Consider the following 16,946-nt stretch of genomic DNA (forward strand, 5'->3'; position numbering starts at 1 on the left):
AATTTATCTTTTGTGTTTTAGTTGACATAATAAATTGTAAATTGTAAACAAAAATGCAAACTCCAAAAGAAATTGTTTTAAAACAAAGATGTTTCTTTTATAACGGAAATACTTTATCTATCTCTTATAGAAAAGAAGCTTTGTTGAAGTTAAAAAAAAGCCTAGAAAAACATCAAGATGAATTAATTCAAGCCGTTTATAACGATTTTAAAAAATCTGAATACGAAGTTTTGTTAACTGAGTTTGCCATGTTACAATTGGAGATTAAAAATCATTTAAAAAATTTATATCATTGGGCAAAACCACAAAAGGTAAGAGCTTCAATATTAAATTTTCCATCTTCTGACTTTATTTACAAGCAACCTTACGGCGTTGTTCTTATTATTTCACCTTGGAATTATCCACTTTTATTAGCACTTCAACCGATGATTTCAGCAATTGCAGCAGGAAATTGTGTAATTCTGAAACCTTCTGAAATTTCAGTTCATACTTCCAAAGTTTTACAAAAGATGATTTCCGAAACTTTTCCACAAGAATATATTTCGGTTATTCAAGGTGATGTTCAAAAAACAACTGAAATTCTCGAAAATAAATTTGATAAAATCTTTTTTACAGGAAGTACTTCGGTTGGGAAAATCATACAACAAAAAGCGGCAGAAACTTTAACGCCGACTGTTTTAGAATTAGGAGGGAAAAGTCCGTGTGTGATAAATAAATCTGCGAATCTTGAAATTGCTGCGAAACGAATTACTTTCGGAAAATTTGTAAATGCTGGGCAAACCTGTATTGCACCAGATTTTATTTGGATTGATGAAACGATTAAAGATAAATTCATAGCCATTTTAAAACAAACCATCATTGATTTTTATGGAAACGAAATGCAACCGAATCCTGATTTTCCAAGAATCATTAATCAAAAACAATTTTTGCGTTTAGAGAAATATCTATCTGACGGAAAAATTTACTTCGGAGGAAAAACAGATGCTGTTGATAATTATATCCAACCCACAATTTTAGATGACATTTCTTTTGATGATGCAATTATGCAAGATGAAATTTTTGGTCCTATTCTTCCGATTTTGACTTTTAAAAATTTAGCAGAGGTTATCGAACACAATCATCAAAACGAAAAACCTTTGGCGATGTATTTATTTTCAACCAACGAATCTGAAATTAAAAAATTTATGACGCAAACACAATTTGGTGGAGGTTGTATTAACGATGTTTTGTCGCATATTATAAATGATAAAGTTCCGTTTGGTGGTTTTGGTGCAAGCGGATTAGGAAATTATCACGGAAAATTCGGCTTTGATACTTTTGTTCATTTTAAAACGATTGTTCATCGAAAAAACTGGTTCGATTTTAAGATAAAGTATGCGCCTTATGCAAAAAAAAGCCAAATTATTAAGAAATTCCTATTCCGATTTTTATCTTAAAATCGTAAATTTGAGCAAATAAAAATTTATGGAATTATATTATACGTTTTCAGTTCTAATTGTATTAGCCTCGTTATTTGCGTATTTAAACGTACGCTTTTTAAAACTTCCAGGAACCATCGGTATTATGATTATCGCAATGATGGTTTCTGTTGGAATTCGTCTTCTTGGAGACCAATTCTTTCCACAAACTACACAAGAATTTTTTCAGTTAATAAAGGAATTCGATTTTACCGAAATTTTGATGGGAGCCATGCTTAATTTCTTATTATTTGCCGGAGCCCTCCATGTGAATATTTCAGATTTAAAAGAACATAAATGGCCCATTTTTACTTATGCAACCATAAGTGTTGTTTTATCAGCGTTTATTATTTCAGGTATCTTGTTTTATGTTGCACCAATTTTTGGAATTACAATTCCGTTTATCTATTGTTTGCTTTTTGGTACTTTGATTTCTCCGACAGACCCAATCGTGGTTTTAGGAATTTTAAAAGAAGCTAAAGTTCCAAAAATGATTGAAACTAAAATTACTGGAGAATCATTATTTAATGATGGAGTTGCCGTTGTAATGTTTGCTGTCGTTTTAAAAATGGCTACAGATACTTCATTCGAAGCTACATTTGGTTCTGTTTCTTGGCTGTTTTTAATTGAAGCTGGTGGAGGAGTACTTTTAGGTGCTTTACTTGGAATTACTGCTTCTCGAGTAATGAAAAAGATTGACGATTATAAAGTAACAGTATTAATTACATTAGCAATTGTAATGGGCGGTTTCTTAATCGCATCTGAATTACATTTTTCTTCTCCATTAGCGATGGTAATTGCTGGTTTAATTATTGGAAATTACGGTAAAAAGCATTCAATGAATGAAACCACACGCGATTATTTAGGTAAGTTTTGGGAATTGATAGATGAAATTTTAAATGCTATTTTATTCTTATTTATTGGTTTTGAATTGTTGGTCTTACCAGATTTACAGCATCAATTATTGTTAGGAATTGTTACAATTTTCATTGGATTATTGGCTCGTACACTTTCTATTTTTATTCCTGCTTCAACAATTTTACGAAAAAACACGTATTCAAGAGGTTCTTTGATTACGATGGTTTGGGGAGGTATTCGCGGTGGAGTTTCGATTGCATTGGTGATGTCGATACCAAATTCGGCAGGAGAAATTAAAGATGTTTTATTAGAAATTACTTATATTGTGGTCTTATTCTCGATCGTAGTTCAAGGATTAACGGTTGGAAAAGTGGCAAAAAAAGTATTAAAAGAAGAATAATTTTAAGAGGAATGAAAGTTCCTCTTTTTTTTATAATTATGGAGAAAGAAGTTTATTTAAATGATATCAAGAAATCATTAGAATTAGAAAAAATTGATTTCTTTGACGAGGAAAAGCAAATTATATCAGAAGTTTTTTATCAAAACGGAGTTGATATAAATTTGTGTGTCAGCTTTTTTAAATTGATTTTACAGACACGAAATTTACTATATAAATACAACTTGCATTTGGTTTATGAACCTTTTAATTCTAAAGATACAGAAGATGTAAATTGGCAAAGTTTCAAAATTACGAATGGAGTGCAAACCAAACTCGAAGTATTTTACGATAGCAATTATTCATTCATGCGAATTGAAGATAATATTTCGGCAATGTATTTTTAAACAAAAGCGCTTCCAAATTAGGAAGCGTTTCCGTTTATAATTTTTTCATTTTTAATTTAAGTTTCTTTAGATATTTTTTTGGATAGATAAACGCATTGTTTTTATAATCAATTTTGAATGCATGCAAATTTTTAGTTTCTTTATTATTAAGAACTACCCAATAATTTAGACTTTTTGAATCTTTATATATCGAATTAATTGGAAAAAGAATTTCTTCATAAGAACCTGCAATTTCAAATCCAAGATGACCAAAGGTAAACGCTGTCTTATCTTTTACTTTATTTGATTCCCATCTTATAATTTCGGCACGACCACCAGCACCCCTTTCTAAATTGCTTTCTACAATTGTGAAATGTTTTTTAATTAAACTAAAGGCTTCAAAACGGTCAGGTACTTTTGTTTCAATTTCTTTAAGTAAATTATAATCTTCGTCATAAAACAAAACTGTTTCCATACCAAAAAAAACATTAACATAGAATTCTATTTGAGTATTAGTATCTAAAATTTTTTGTTCCATGTATCTTTTAGCTGGAATATCTCTAATTTTTAGACGCATGTTATCCTTATCAAACACATCAATTTTGTTATCATCTGAATAAGCAATGATATAATCGGAAGAATTTTCAAAATTATTATATTCTTTTTCTAACAAAAATTTATCAGCAAATACAGTTGATGAAATTAATAGACTTTTATTATCTTCTAAAAAATGAAAATATTTGCTTCTGTTTTTTAAATATAAATATTCATCTTTTGTCTTATAACTTATACTTTCACCAGTTTCTTTATTAAAAAAATAAAAAATATCTTTATTTACAAAGGCAAGAACATCGGTAAAAATTGGTGCATATTCTTCAAATTTTGGTTCTAAATATTCTTCTAAGTTTTCTTTATTTACAATTCCGAATTTATTTTCATATTGAAAAGCCTCGTACTTCTCTTGAGCAAAAGCATTTATAGAAACAAATAATAATAAAATAAATTTTTTCATAAAAGTAATTCTGTATTATGGATTGATTATTAAAGCCGTAAAATAAAGCTTTTCGCATTAAAACAAAAAAACATTGTAGTTCAATTTCTACAATTGATAGATAATCCTTACTACAAAACTAAGTTGAATTCCGTTGTTACTTTGTCATATCAAAATGAAACAAAAAAATATAACAAAATAACTTTTTAAAAAACTACAAAAATGGAAACTACAAGAAACTTCTTCAAATCAGTATCAGTTTTAGCAATCGCTTTAATGTTTGGATTCGGTGCAAATGCACAAGATTCTAAAGTAAAAACAAATAAATTATCAGTAAACGTTGGTGAATTTTACAGTTTGAATTTAAGTAACGATAACGCAACTATTTTATTAGATAGCGAAGCAAAATTTGCAAACGGAAGTGAATCAACTCCAATTACAATGACTATTTTCTCTTCAAGAAAATATGCAGTTACAGCAAAAGTTTCTTCAGCTCAATTTAACGAAACTGCTGATAACACTTCAGTAAGTACAAATAATATCGATTTGATTGTTGCTAAAACAAGCGGAAATGACGAAGCTGCAATTTCTAACAGAACCAATAACAGCTTGAAGCATGCAGCAGCAGAAGAAATTGTTGCTTCTCCTAAAGCTACAAAAGCGGATGTTTATAGTTTGGTTTATGCAATTCCAGCTGCAAATACATCGGCTTTCTTAGACCAATACGGAAAAACAATCACAACAGAAATTACATATACTTTACTTCCTTTATAATTGTAAAGTATATTTTATAAATCTTTTTCATAGCAAGAAAAGGCTGGATTCGAAATCGGATTCAGCTTTTTTGGTTTTAATAAAATAATAAAAAAACATTGTAGTTCAATTTCTACAATTGATAGACAATCCTTACTACAAAGCTAAGTTGAATTCCGTTGTTACTTTGTCATATCAAAATGAAACAAAAAAATATAACAAAATAACTTTTTAAAAAACTACAAAAATGGAAACTACAAGAAACATCTTCAAATCAGTATCAATTTTAGCAATCGCTTTAATGTTTGGATTCGGTGCAAATGCACAAAATGACAACAAAATAAAAACAAATAAATTATCAGTAAATGTTGGTGAATTTTACAGCTTAAACTTAAGCAACGACAATGCAACAATATTGTTAGATAGCGAAGCAAAATTTGCAAGCGGAAGTGAGTCAACTCCAATTACAATGACTATTTTTTCTTCAAGAAAATATGCAGTTACTGCAAAAGTTTCTTCAGCTCAATTTAACGGAACTGCTGATAACACTTCAGTAAGTACAAATAATATCGATTTGATTGTTGCTAAAACAAGCGGAAATGACGAAGCTGCAATTTCTAACAGAACCAATAACAGCTTGAAACATGCAACAGCAGAAGAAATTGTTGCTTCTCCTAAAGCTACAAAAGCGGATGTTTATAGTTTGGTTTATGCAATTCCGGCTGCGAACACTTCGGCTTTCTTGGATCAATACGGAAAAACAATCACAACTGAAATTACATATACTTTACTTCCTTTATAATTGTAAAGTATATTTTATAAATCTTTTTCATAGCAAGAAAAGGCTGGGTTCGATATCGGATTCAGCTTTTTTGGTTTTAGTTAAGTTTATAAAGAAAAATAATTACAATTTCTCACAACATAAATACATTAATAAATTATTTAGTTCATTTTTAACATATAGACATAAATTGAAACAATCGTAAAATAAAAAAACAAAATAAAGTTGAAAAAACATATATCATAAAAAAAATCACAAATTATTTATGCAAAATCAAAATTTACCTTCAAATAGAAAAAATAACATTTTAAACACAATAAAAAAAATAATATGCACGCATACAATAAACCGTATATATTAGTACCTTTATATTTATAAAAAAATAAAACATAATAAAACACACTCAAAATGGGAAGTAAATTTATCGGTGTTGGTAGTTACATTCCTACACAAACCATTACCAATCTTTATTTTAAAGATTATGAATTCTTAAATGAACAAGGAATAGCACTTAAACAAAAAAGTGAATTTATTGCAGAAAAACTTAAGGACATTACAGGAATTAAAGAACGTAAATATGTTGAAACAGATTTAGTTACTTCAGACATTGGTTTGATTGCTGCACAACGAGCAATTGTTGACGCACAAATTGACCCTGAAACTTTAGATTATATCATATTTGCACACAACTTTGGAGATGTAAAATTCGGAACTATTCAATCTGATGCTGTTCCTTCATTGGCAGCACGAGTTAAAAAAAATCTTCAAATAAAAAATCCAAAATGCGTAGCATACGATTTACTTTTCGGATGTCCAGGATGGGTCGAAGGTGTTATACAGGCAAATGCTTTTATTAAAGCAGGAATCGCAAAACGTTGTTTGATTATTGGAGCAGAAACATTGTCAAGAGTAGTTGATTTACATGACCGCGACAGCATGATTTACGCTGATGGTGCTGGAGCCGCTGTATTGGAAGCTACAACATCTGAATATGGTGTTATTGCTCACGCAACAGAATCTTATACTTTTGAGGAATCTGAATTTATTCATTTTGGAAAGTCATATAACAACGACCACGACCCAAATATTAGATATATAAAAATGTTTGGTAAAAAAATATATGAATTTGCACTAATTCACGTACCTGCTGCTATGAAAGCTTGTCTAGAAAAAAGTGGCGTATCGATTCATGACATTAAAAAAATATTGATTCATCAAGCAAATGAAAAGATGGATGAAGCTATAGTTTACCGATTCTACAAACTTTTTAATATGGAAGTTCCAGAGCACATCATGCCAATGACCATCGGTAAATTAGGAAATAGTAGTGTTGCAACAATCCCTACTTTACTTGATATTTTAAGAAACAAAGAAATCGATAATCATCGTATTCATAAAGGTGATTGCGCAATTATTTGTTCGGTCGGTGCCGGAATGAATATCAATGCAATAGTTTACAGATATTAAAAAAAAACACTATCAGTTTTAAATATGCTGATAGTGTTTTTTTTTATATACTACTTCTTTCTTTTGTAATTCGTTTGACAAAAGCCCATTGTTTTAATGTATCTTTTGCAACTAAAGCAGGATAACCAAGCATTGTAACTCCAGCTGCAACATCTCCTGTTACACCAGAACCTGCACCAATTACAGCCCCATCTCCAATTACGGTATGGTCTTTTATAGAAGCACTTCCGCCAATTACTACACCATTTCCTAATTTTACTGAACCTGCTAAACCACTGTTTCCAGCCATTATACAAAAATTACCTAGAACACTATTATGACCAATTTGAACTAAATTATCTATTTTACATCCCGTTCCAATAACTGTCGAACTAAATTTTCCACGATCTACACACGAATTAGCACCAATCTCAACCCAATCGCCAATCATTACATTACCGATATGTGGAATTTTTACTAATCCAACTTCTGGACAAGGTCTGTATCCAAAACCATCAGCACCAATTGTCGCATTTGGATGGAAAATACAATTAGAACCGATAACCGTACGCTCACGAATTACAGATCCTGACCAAAATACATTATTATTACCGATTTCACAATCATCTAAAATTGTCACATTCGGATACAGAATCGTATAATCTCCAATAATAGTTCTTGGTCCAACAAAACACCCCGCTCCTATTTTCACACCTTTTCCAATAATTGCGCTTGGATCAACTATTGCGGTAACATGTTGTTCATTTTTAACTTCAGCTAAAGGCAATGCATAAATACTTAAAATTTGAGACATTGCTAAATCAACATTATCAACTTTGATAAATGCACGTTTTTCTCCTGGCTCAATAGAAACATTTTTATTAACAATAGCAACAGATGCTTTTGAAGTGTGCCATTTTTTTTCAAATTTTTTATCACGTATAAAAGTAATTTGAGAAGTTAAAGCTGAATCTATATTTTCTGGACCAGTAAGTTTACCAGAATAATATCCTTCAACATCGCCTTTTAAAAAGGAATTTATTTCAGCGATAGTAAAAGTTTTATCATTCATAATGTGTCTTTTTTAATAATTTATTAATTCTTGCCGTCAAATGTAATCAAAAATATATAATTTCAAAGAAAACGCCTAAATAAAAACAATAATATCAATTATTTACAGACAAAAAGAAAACTCAAACATGATTATTATCATTAATTCTTTATAACAGAATCATGAAATTAGCGACTTTACTAAAACAAAAAAAGATGAGTCGTTATAACACACATAATTTTCACATCCCGGTAATGGGATTAGCATATACCATTGATTCGCCAATTCGAGTGGCTCATCTTGGTATTTCTTCTGTTATTTCTGTAATGGACGATGAGTTAATTGAACGTATGAATAATTTTTATTCTAAAGAATTTAAATTACCATATAAAGAAATTACAAATAAGATAGAAGATTTCAGAGCAAAAAGAATTACTTCTTATCTTGATACAGTTGATACGATTGTAAAAAACAAATTTCAGGAAGTAAAAAGAAATCTTTTAGAAAGTAAAAAATCAGTAGAAGATTTTATAAGTTCACTACCTAATGTATCGGATTTAAAAACAGAACTTCAACACTATTTAGAAAAGAATCATTCTTTAAATTACTTAAAAAATGTATTGGACGAATATTTTCAACCCGGAAGTATTGATGTCAATATTATGACAAAAGTTGACCGTGAACATTATAAAGGCAAAGAAGCGTTACCTAGTATTTATAACGATGCACATGCGGCTTTACGTGGATTTGCAAATAGTAAAGTAAACGGTTCTGTGGTTTTATCTGCCGGAATGAATCCAAGATTATTTAGCTATTTTGAAGAGTTTGACAGTTTTTATCCGAATGAAAAAAATATGCTAGAAAAGAAAATTGTTTTAAAAGTTAGTGATTACAGGTCAGCTTTAATTCAAGGACAGCAATTAGCTAAAAAAGGTTTATGGGTGTCTGAATACAGAATCGAATCAGGATTAAATTGCGGCGGTCACGCTTTTGCAACTGATGGCCAATTAATGGGAACTATTCTAGAATCATTCAAACAAAAAAAGAATGAATTAATAGAAACTACACACCAGTTACTTTGCAAATCTTTAGAAGAAAAAGGAAAACATATTCCTGCGCAACCTTTAAATTTATTAATCACCGCTCAAGGCGGAATTGGAACTGCCGAAGAACACAATTTTTTATTAAATCATTATCGTTTAAATGCTGCTGGTTGGGGTTCACCATTTTTACTTGTCACCGAAGCAACTTCGACCGATGTAAACACGCGAAATTTATTAGCTAAAGCAGAAGAATCTGATTTATATTTAAGCAATATTTCACCACTTGGCGTTCCTTTTAACACTATTCATGGCACCACAAACGAATACATCAAACAACAACGAATCATTAAAAACAATCCTGGAAGTGCATGTCCAAGAAAATACTTGGCTTTAGATAAAACTTTTGATATTGAAGGAACTTGTACAGCTTCTAGAAAACATCAGAAATTGGCATTAGCAAAATTAGAAGAACAAAAAGAACAATTTTCGCAAGATGAATATCAAGAACAGTATGATAAAATTGTAGAAAAATCATGTTTATGTATCGGTTTGGCAAATGCATCTCTGCTTGATTTGGGATTAGAAATTAAAGGTGAAGAACAGGGTGTGGTTATTTGCCCAGGTCCAAACATCGCTTATTTTACTAAAGAAGCAACTTTAAAAGAAATGATTAATCATATTTATGGTAGAATCAATTTAATTGAAACGACCGAAAGACCTCATTTTTTTATTAAAGAATTAGGCATGTATATTGAGCATTTTAAAAACGTAAAATTAGCTTACGAGGCAGAACCAACTTCTATTAAATTAAAAAAATTGAATAAATTAAAAGATAATTTACTGGAAGGAATTACATATTATAAAAATCTATTCACAACAGATCTATCGTTTTTCACAAATGATTCATTAAAAATTCAAAATAAATTAAACGATTATCGTTTAGAATTAAACTAATAAAAAAAGCTGCTTTCGAATTAGTACGAAAGCAGCTTTTTAACAAACAACAAATAAGTAACATCTACTTTATCTAAAGATTCAGAAGTTGTTTACTTTTAGGATAAATTTCTTTATAATAATCTATTAGAATTTGAGCTTCTTCACTCTTATTATTTTTCTTTGTGTATTTTACCAATTCCAAAAGTAATGATTCGTCTGGTAAAATTTTGTGTCCCAATTTCAAAGATAATTGTTCATATTGTTTTTTTACCAATTCTGGATTTGATGGTATTTTTTTAACTTGTAATTGCATTCCTTGAAATAACGATGTAAAAGCATCTAAACTTGATGGCCATGGAACAGTACCGTGGTCTTTATCTGGATAATATTTCCAGTCTGATAATTCATCGATTTTAGGATTTAAAGTTAAAACTTTTTCACAAAATTCACGGATTGAACCACCGTGATTTAATCTATCTTTTGAGGCTTCTTGAGACTCAAAGGCTAATGCTACATAAACATTTTTAACCGGAAGTGTATTATTTTCTACAGCTTCTTTCAATCTATCAAAAACAACACGATTATCCCACCATAAACTCGGGTCAATTGCAATATAAGCATCAAAACTATTTGGATTAGAAACCCATGTATTTAAAGCAAACAATCCTCCAAATGAATGTCCATGTAAAATATTATATCCATTTGTTCTAAAATTTGAATCAATATAAGGTTTTAATTCGTCATTTATAAACGATAAAAATTCTGTTGCTTTTCCTGATGTTGGAAAATTAGCTTTTTTAGTTGAAGATGTATCAGAAGGAACAGTAGGTGTAAAATCTCTATTTCTGTCAATATTACGAATACCAACTATAATCATTTCTGGAAAAGCACGATACATGCTACGTGTACCATAAATTTCTAATGCTGTTAACATCGGAAAATTTCTTTCGCCATCCAAAACATAAACTACAGGATAATAAGCTTTATCGAATTCTGTATTAAAATAATTCTTAGGTAAATGAATATCAATTTCGCGATTTTCTCCAAGAATTTTAGAATCTAGTGAAAATTGTTCAACCTTAATAAGTGATTCTTGTGCGTTAATCGAATAGAAATTGATTAAGAAAAAGCAAAGTGAATAAAATAATTTCATTGAAATGTGGGTCGTACAATTGCTCATTACAATTGAATTAAACAGTAATTTTCGACAAAATTATTTTAAAAATCTTAACTTACCAAATTATTTTGAATCATTCTAAATAATTTAACTTTTTAGTTTTTTCCATATTTTTATAACGTTTACATTAAGTTCTGGAACCCAGCCTGTCATAAAAACAATACTCATAAATCCGAACGAAAATAAAATACATCGAACGATAAATCCGAATTTATTGAAATAATCTAACGGTAGTACAAAGCAAATCCCTAATAAAATAATTGATAAAACAACCGTTTTAAAATAAGTCATTGAAAAAGGAACCATTTTAAACTTACGATAAATAAAAATCATTTTAATTAGATTAAAAATAAACATTGAAAATAATGATGCATAGGCAACTCCAATAATTCCATAATAAGTTTGAGTAAGAATTAAGAAATTTAATCCGATGTTTAAAATAGCTAACGATAAAATGGCAATTAAATTAAATTTATAAAATTTAGAATATGCAATGATTTCTGTATTAAATCCGGTTGCCATATTTAAGATAACGTTTAATCCTAAAATATACAAAATTGGAATTGTTGGTGCTAATTTTTGAGCTGTAGGAAGCAATGCAATAAAATCTGAAATTCCTAAAAGCAAACATCCAAACATTAAAATTCCAATAAAATATAAATTCTTAGCAACTTCTGCATATTTGAGATTTAAGATTTTAAAATCGTTATTTTTTAAAGCTTCAGAAATAATCGGACTATAAAGCGCAAAAACTCCAGTTGCTGGAATCATCAAAGCGTTTGCTAAATTTACACCGATATTAAAATCTCCATTTGCTTCGTTAGAAATAAATTCGGGAATCATAATCGAATCGATACGAAAAGCAAAAAAAGAACCTAAACTTGCACAAAAAGCATATAAACTGTATTTATAATATTCCTTTTTTGAAATTTCTTGAAACAAATCTTGATAATTAAAACTAAAAACAGGCTTAAAAATGCGAAGCAAATACCAAGCAATTGCGATAAAAATAATTAAAAAAGAAAACGTATAAATTCTTAAAGCTTGATGATATGAAAAAGAAAAATAAAGCACCAAAATAAAGGCTAAAGGCAAGGTTATTTTTGGAATTATTTTTTCAAAAAAAGTAGGCACTGCTATTTTTTGTAAATTATAAGCTTGCCGTTTCATCAAATCAACAAAGGCTAAAAAAACAGCAATGATAAATCCGTAAATATAATATTCGGTGTTTTTAGTAACTTCTAGAAAATAAAAAATGCTAACAAAAAAAGTACAGAATAAAATCATAAAAACAATAGAAACTACACTGTACGAGAATAATTTGCGCTGTAAAAAAGCATTTAACTGTGGCTGAAAATTTAACAATGCAGTTGAAGCACCAAAAACCATAATCGGATATAAAATTTGAGCAAACCCGTCGATAAACCTTACAATTCCGAGAAATTCTTTATCATTCGGATAAATAAACAAAGTCGAAATCATTCCAATAGCAACTCCAATGTAGTTGATTATTGAGAATAATAAGGCTTGTTTACTCGAAAATTTAGAATCCATTTGTGGTAATTTTTACAAATATAATCGTAATATTGATATTCTTTTTGAAAAGTGAAAAGATATATAGTTTTAAAAGATGTACGAAAAAACATATCCGAAAGAAAGATTCGAAAAAACCTTGAATTTCTTAAATAAACACTTAAAAAAATCTGAGGATATTTTGGATTTAGGTGTAGAAAATCCGCTTTCGAAGTTGATGAAAACTGAAGGTTTTAAAGTTCAAAACACCAAAGGTGAAGATATTGATTTGAATTATGAATCGCTTGACAATAACAAATACAACGTGTTAACAGCTTTTGAAATATTTGAACATTTATTGAATCCGTTTACTGTTTTACAACATTGTAAAGCTGATAAGATTTTTATTTCGGTTCCGTTGCGCTTGTGGTTTTCGCCTGCTTACAGAAGCAAAACCGATATGTGGGACAGACATTATCACGAATTTGAAGATTGGCAATTGGATTGGTTATTAGAAAAAGCTGGTTTTAAAATCATCGATTCAATCAAATGGGCGCATCCAGTAAAAAAAATTGGAATTCGTCCGATTTTAAGAAAATTTACACCACGTTATTATTTAGTTTACGCAGAACGCATCTAAGATGAATTATTACATAATTATTCCAGCTTACAACGAAGAAAAATTTATCGAAGTTACGTTGCAATCCATTTTGAATCAGACTTTACTTCCCAAAAAAGTAATCGTAGTTAATGATAATTCAACCGATAAAACATCTGAAATTATTTCTGAATTTGAATCAAAATATGGAATTTTCAAACAAGTTTTAAAAGTCTCAGAAAACATTCATTTACCAGGAAGTAAAGTAATTCAGGCATTTGAAAAAGGTTTAGAAGTTTTGGATGATGATTATGATTTTATTGTAAAGCTTGATGCCGATTTGATTTTACCAAATAACTATTTTGAAGAAATCGCAAAAACATTTCAATCTGATAATAAAATTGGAATGGTTGGCGGATTTGCTTATATCGAAAAAAACAACGAATGGATTTTAGAAAACTTAACCGATAAAGACCATATTCGAGGAGCATTTAAGGCTTACCGAAAAGATTGTTTTAAACAAATTGGTGGTCTAAAAACTGCAATGGGTTGGGATACGGTCGATGAACTTTTATGTAGATTTTACGGTTGGAAAATAAAAACAATTGCTGAACTAAAGGTTAAACATTTAAAACCAACTGGCGCTAATTACAATAAAACTGCACGTTACAAACAAGGTGAAGCTTTTTATACGTTAGGATACGGATTTACAATAACCGCAATTGCAGGTTTAAAATTAGCTTTGCGTAAAAAGAAACCTTTGTTATTTATCGATTACATCAACGGTTTTAGAAAAGCAAAAAAAGAAAACAAACCTTTATTGGTAACCACAGAACAAGCAAAATTCATCAGAAATTACCGTTGGAAAAAAATTAAAGAAAAAGTCTTTGGTTAGTTTTTGGTTTAATAAACAAGAAACTCATTTGAAATTGGTAAATTAGCGAAATATTTTATTCCGTATGATAAACATGTTAAAAAGTATAGGTAAATACTTCATAATGTTGGCTGATATGTTCAAGAGTCCAACAAAATGGAGAATTATGAAAACATTAATTTTCAAAGAAATAGATGAACTTATCATCGGGTCTTTAGGAATTGTTTGTTTTCTATCGTTCTTCATTGGTGCCGTTGTTACCATACAAACCGCTTTAAACTTAAACAATCCGCTTATTCCCAAATATTTAATTGGTTTTACAGCAAGACAATCTATTATTTTAGAGTTCTCGCCTACTTTTATTTCCATAATTATGGCCGGAAGAATGGGTTCTTATATCACTTCAAGTATTGGAACCATGCGTGTAACTGAGCAAATTGACGCACTTGAAGTAATGGGAATTAATTCATTGAACTACTTAGTTTTCCCTAAATTAATTGCTTCAATAACTTATCCGTTCATTATTGCAATTAGTATGTTTATTGGAATTTTTGGAGGATACATTGCTGGTGTTTTTGCAGGATATTTATCAAGTGAAGAATTTATTTATGGTTTACAAGATTCTTTTACACCATATCATATCGTTTATGCTTTTATTAAAACAGCTGTATTTGGATTTTTATTAGCAACCATTCCATCTTATTTTGGATATTATATGCAAGGTGGTGCACTTGAAGTAGGTAAAGCAAGTACAAAATCATTCGTTTGGACGAGTGTTGCCATCATTTTAGTGAACTATATATTAACTCAAATTTTATTAAGCTAATGATTGAGGTAAAAGATATTAGAAAATCGTTTGACGGAAAAGAAGTTTTAAAAGGAATTTCTACTGTTTACGAAAAAGGAAAAACCAACTTAATCATTGGGCAATCAGGTTCGGGAAAAACCGTAATGCTGAAAACACTTTTAGGAGTTCACACACCAAATAGTGGTCAAATTTTATTTGACGGTCAAGATTACGCTACGTTAGATATAATGCAAAAACGTGAAATCAGAACACAAATTGGAATGGTTTTTCAAGGTTCAGCTTTGTTTGATTCGATGAATGTGGAAGAAAATATTGCGTTTCCTTTAAAAATGTTCACTCAAAAAACAGACAAAGAAATCAAAGAACGCGCTCAAGAAGTTATTGAACGTGTGAATTTAAAAGATGCAAATTTAAAAATGCCATCTGAAATTTCTGGAGGAATGCAAAAGCGTGTTGCTATTGCTCGTGCTATTGTAAATAATCCGAAATATTTATTTTGTGATGAACCAAACTCAGGATTAGACCCAAAAACATCAATTGTAATTGATGAATTAATTCAAGAAATCACACACGAATATCAAATGACGACCGTAATTAACACACACGATATGAACTCGGTTTTACAAATTGGAGAACATATTGTTTTCTTAAAAGACGGAAAATTAGCTTGGACTGGAACTAATAAAGAAATTATGCACACAGAAAATCCAGATATTATTGACTTTGTATATTCATCAGACTTATTAAAAGAGATTCGTAATTTCCACAATAAGAATAAAGTATAAAACAAGAAACGCTTCGATATCGAAGCGTTTTTTATTTTATAAATAGATTTTACTTTGCGTTTATCTTAGCAACAATCTGCTTAATATCTTGTTCTTTCTTTTTCGGATAAATCAATAAAACATCGTCTTCATCTACAATGATGTAATCATTTAAACCATCGATAACCACTTTTTTTCCGGCGTTGGTTCTGATGATATTATTCGAAGCATTTTCAATAACTATCGTAGCATTTACAACTGCATTTTCATTGGTATCTTTCGGTAACTTATCATAAAGTGAACCCCAAGTTCCTAAATCATTCCAATCAAAAGTTGCAGGCAAAACAAATACGTTTTGAGCATTTTCCATTACCGCATAATCAATCGAAATATTATCCGATTTACCGTAATTATCAGCCACAAAATCAGCTTCATCTTCTGTATTTAATTTATCAAAACCATCGTTAAATAAATGATACATTGCTGGCTGAAATTTCTCAAAAGCATTTAAAATCGACGAAACACTCCAAATAAAAATTCCTGAATTCCATAAGAAATTTCTACTCTGAATGAATTTTTTAGCGGTAACATAATCTGGTTTTTCACGGAATTGCACCACTTTTTTAACCTGACGCGAATCTAACTTATCAAACTCGATATAACCGTAACCGGTATTTGGAAATGTTGGTAAAATACCTAAAGTCATCAACACATTATCATGCTCACAAATGTCAAACGAACGTTGTAAGTTAGCTACAAATTGTACCTCATCTTCAATCCAATGGTCAGACGGCGCAACAATCATCAACGCATTCGGATTCATTTTTTTAATTTTCATCGATGCATATAAAATACAAGGAGCCGTGTTTCGCATTTCTGGTTCTAAAACAATTTGCTCGCTATTAATCATCGGCAATTGTTCTTGAACTATTTCAGCATATTTATCGTTGGTTAAAATCAATATATTTTCTTTTGGAATCAATTGACTCAAACGTGTAAATGTTTTTTGTATCAAAGTTTCTCCCGTTCCTAACATATCGTGAAATTGTTTAGGAAACTCAGGTGTACTTACTGGCCAAAAGCGTGAACCTACACCGCCTGCCATTATAATTGCGTAATAATTTTCGTTCATTAG

Annotated in this window: 16 protein-coding genes; 11 read left to right on the forward strand and 5 right to left on the reverse strand. The window is 29.8% G+C overall.

The window, feature by feature from the left end; all coding sequences use genetic code 11:
• Positions 1-53: 53 nt before the first annotated feature.
• From HW119_RS03205 to HW119_RS03215, 3 genes are read left to right on the forward strand one after another with little or no spacing between them, the layout of a single operon-like run.
• Complete coding sequence (locus HW119_RS03205) at positions 54-1,436, forward strand: aldehyde dehydrogenase (RefSeq protein ID WP_177761223.1); 1,383 nt, start codon at positions 54-56, stop codon at positions 1,434-1,436.
• 28 nt (positions 1,437-1,464) lie between these two features.
• A complete protein-coding gene (locus tag HW119_RS03210; RefSeq protein WP_177761224.1) occupies positions 1,465-2,715 on the forward strand; it encodes a cation:proton antiporter in 1,251 nt (416 codons plus the stop codon).
• Between the two features lie 11 nt (positions 2,716-2,726).
• Positions 2,727-3,098, forward strand: a complete 372-nt coding sequence (locus HW119_RS03215; RefSeq protein ID WP_177761225.1) for a hypothetical protein — start codon at positions 2,727-2,729, stop codon at positions 3,096-3,098.
• 34 nt (positions 3,099-3,132) lie between these two features.
• Here the strand turns inward: HW119_RS03215 and HW119_RS03220 are convergent, their stop codons facing one another.
• Positions 3,133-4,089 carry a hypothetical protein gene (locus tag HW119_RS03220; RefSeq protein ID WP_177761226.1) on the reverse strand — a complete coding sequence of 319 codons (957 nt, stop codon included), beginning with the start codon at positions 4,087-4,089 and terminating at the stop codon, positions 3,133-3,135.
• 201 nt (positions 4,090-4,290) lie between these two features.
• Between HW119_RS03220 and HW119_RS03225 the strand changes: the two genes are divergently transcribed.
• The 3 genes from HW119_RS03225 (at position 4,291) to HW119_RS03235 (ending at position 7,069) form a co-directional block, all read left to right on the forward strand.
• Complete coding sequence (locus HW119_RS03225) at positions 4,291-4,842, forward strand: hypothetical protein (RefSeq protein ID WP_177761227.1); 552 nt, start codon at positions 4,291-4,293, stop codon at positions 4,840-4,842.
• 226 nt (positions 4,843-5,068) lie between these two features.
• Positions 5,069-5,623, forward strand: a complete 555-nt coding sequence (locus HW119_RS03230; RefSeq protein WP_177761228.1) for a hypothetical protein — start codon at positions 5,069-5,071, stop codon at positions 5,621-5,623.
• 387 nt (positions 5,624-6,010) lie between these two features.
• Complete coding sequence (locus tag HW119_RS03235) at positions 6,011-7,069, forward strand: 3-oxoacyl-ACP synthase III family protein (RefSeq protein WP_177761229.1); 1,059 nt, start codon at positions 6,011-6,013, stop codon at positions 7,067-7,069.
• A 43-nt stretch (positions 7,070-7,112) separates the two neighbouring features.
• On the opposite strand, the gene lpxD is transcribed toward HW119_RS03235, so the two are convergent.
• On the reverse strand, positions 7,113-8,120 hold the full coding sequence (gene lpxD, locus HW119_RS03240) for a UDP-3-O-(3-hydroxymyristoyl)glucosamine N-acyltransferase (protein WP_177761230.1): 1,008 nt from the start codon (positions 8,118-8,120) through the stop codon (positions 7,113-7,115).
• A gap of 194 nt (positions 8,121-8,314) precedes the next feature.
• Between lpxD and HW119_RS03245 the strand changes: the two genes are divergently transcribed.
• Positions 8,315-10,096 (forward strand): hypothetical protein, encoded by a 1,782-nt coding sequence (locus tag HW119_RS03245; RefSeq protein ID WP_177766511.1) that lies wholly within the window; start codon positions 8,315-8,317, stop codon positions 10,094-10,096.
• Positions 10,097-10,169: 73 nt separating this feature from the next.
• On the opposite strand, the gene HW119_RS03250 is transcribed toward HW119_RS03245, so the two are convergent.
• The gene (locus HW119_RS03250) at positions 10,170-11,231 is read right to left on the reverse strand and encodes an alpha/beta hydrolase (protein WP_177761231.1); all 1,062 of its coding nucleotides are present in this window, start codon (positions 11,229-11,231) and stop codon (positions 10,170-10,172) included.
• A gap of 111 nt (positions 11,232-11,342) precedes the next feature.
• A complete protein-coding gene (locus tag HW119_RS03255) occupies positions 11,343-12,809 on the reverse strand; it encodes a polysaccharide biosynthesis C-terminal domain-containing protein (protein ID WP_177761232.1) in 1,467 nt (488 codons plus the stop codon).
• Between the two features lie 76 nt (positions 12,810-12,885).
• Between HW119_RS03255 and HW119_RS03260 the strand changes: the two genes are divergently transcribed.
• From HW119_RS03260 to HW119_RS03275, 4 genes are all read left to right on the forward strand, one after another.
• Positions 12,886-13,407: a methyltransferase domain-containing protein gene (locus tag HW119_RS03260; protein ID WP_177761233.1), complete on the forward strand. Its 522-nt coding sequence runs from the start codon at positions 12,886-12,888 to the stop codon at positions 13,405-13,407.
• 1 nt (position 13,408) lies between these two features.
• Positions 13,409-14,260 carry a glycosyltransferase gene (locus tag HW119_RS03265; protein ID WP_177761234.1) on the forward strand — a complete coding sequence of 284 codons (852 nt, stop codon included), beginning with the start codon at positions 13,409-13,411 and terminating at the stop codon, positions 14,258-14,260.
• Positions 14,261-14,324: 64 nt separating this feature from the next.
• Positions 14,325-15,065: an MlaE family ABC transporter permease gene (locus HW119_RS03270; protein WP_410503971.1), complete on the forward strand. Its 741-nt coding sequence runs from the start codon at positions 14,325-14,327 to the stop codon at positions 15,063-15,065.
• Positions 15,065-15,832: an ABC transporter ATP-binding protein gene (locus HW119_RS03275; protein WP_177761236.1), complete on the forward strand. Its 768-nt coding sequence runs from the start codon at positions 15,065-15,067 to the stop codon at positions 15,830-15,832. The genes HW119_RS03270 and HW119_RS03275 overlap by 1 nt, the downstream gene beginning before the upstream one ends.
• 49 nt (positions 15,833-15,881) lie before the next feature.
• On the opposite strand, the gene HW119_RS03280 is transcribed toward HW119_RS03275, so the two are convergent.
• Complete coding sequence (locus HW119_RS03280) at positions 15,882-16,943, reverse strand: mannose-1-phosphate guanylyltransferase (RefSeq protein WP_177761237.1); 1,062 nt, start codon at positions 16,941-16,943, stop codon at positions 15,882-15,884.
• Positions 16,944-16,946 lie beyond the last annotated feature (3 nt).

The organism is Flavobacterium sp. I3-2 (genome assembly GCF_013389595.1).
Classification (GTDB): domain Bacteria; phylum Bacteroidota; class Bacteroidia; order Flavobacteriales; family Flavobacteriaceae; genus Flavobacterium.